This window comes from Paenisporosarcina sp. P4_D4, assembly GCF_056401835.1.
In genome coordinates this window covers 1-1263 of record NZ_JBFUIO010000302.1, presented here as the reverse complement: position 1 = coordinate 1263, position 1263 = coordinate 1, and the positions used below count along the sequence as shown (strand labels likewise).

General features: G+C 32.5%; 2 protein-coding genes. Both read left to right on the top strand.

All coding sequences use genetic code 11. The features are described from left to right. Positions 1-446, top strand: a 446-nt coding sequence (locus AC1DSL_RS18325) for a GNAT family N-acetyltransferase (protein ID WP_477533349.1), incomplete at its 5' end; no start/stop codon positions are given. Between the two features lie 432 nt (positions 447-878). Further along, positions 879-1263, top strand: a 385-nt coding sequence (locus AC1DSL_RS18320) for a response regulator transcription factor (protein WP_477533350.1), incomplete at its 3' end; no start/stop codon positions are given.

Sequence of the window (1263 nt, the reverse complement as noted above, 5' to 3'; positions counted from 1 at the left end):
GTATAGGGGAGAAGTCGGATGATATTAATGATGAAATTAAAGTTAAGAAAAAATACTTAGAAAGTGATTTTGACAGCAATGGTAAAAAAAGATATTTTTTGATTGCTTTAGATGGTGATAAAATTATTGGTTCAATTGAATACGGCCCAGCAAGCGATCTCATTAGTGATTGTACAAACAATACTTTCAAAGAGCTAATTGAAATAGGTACAGTATTTGTTCTTCCTGACTACCAGAGGATTGGGGTAGGGAATTTGCTATTAAATAAAATGTATTTTACTTTACAGAATAAAGGCATAGAAGAATTTTGTTTAGATAGTGGATATACTAGTTCACAAAAAATCTGGAAAAAGAAGTTTGGAGAACCTGATTACTTGTTAAAGGATTATTGGGACGAAGGGTATGATCATATGATTTGGAGAGTCAAGGTTAGCGAACGGGTTTAGAATGAGAAGTAAAGAAGCATAAGTGCTTAATCAACTAACGGTGCTGGAGTTTAAGCTCAATGAGCAGCTAGTTAGCTCACCAGAAGGTTGCTGAAGCCATGACAAAATGGACTATTTATTTTTTGAGATCGTAAACTTTTATTTGGTATCTTTACCTAATCTTTATTTCGTCAGGCTATACTTTTTTGAAACAGAATTAAAAATTAAATTTATTGAAACTCAAATATTGAAAGAAGTTAGTACATTACCATTGGTAAACAATTAAATAACAATGGTAAAGTTGCAACATTTTTCTTATTTCCGGTTTTTTCCCTTTTAAATCTACTCCCGTTCTTAATAGGAACGATTTATTCATTTAAGTAATGGAGTAATCGAAGAGTTATTGGATAAAATCTAAGAATAAGGAGCATCGAAAGAGAGTGTGAATTGATAATGCAGTACAAAATTTTAATAGTAGAAGATGAGACTATTTTACGTGAAATTGTGAAAGACTATTTCCTAAACGAGGGTTATGAGGTGGTTGAAGCCATTGACGGTGAACAAGCATTAGAATCATTTCAAAAACATGATTTTCATCTAATTATTCTTGATATCATGTTGCCAAAAGTAGATGGATGGACTGTTTGTAGAAGAATCCGTAAGGAATCAAAGGTTCCAATCATCATGTTAACTGCACGTGTTGATGAGGATGATACATTACTTGGGTTTGAGCTAGGTGCTGATGATTATGTTACAAAGCCATATAGTCCACCAATTTTATTAGCAAGAGTCAAACGTTTACTTGAAAGTCGATATCGATTGAATGAAGGATCAATAG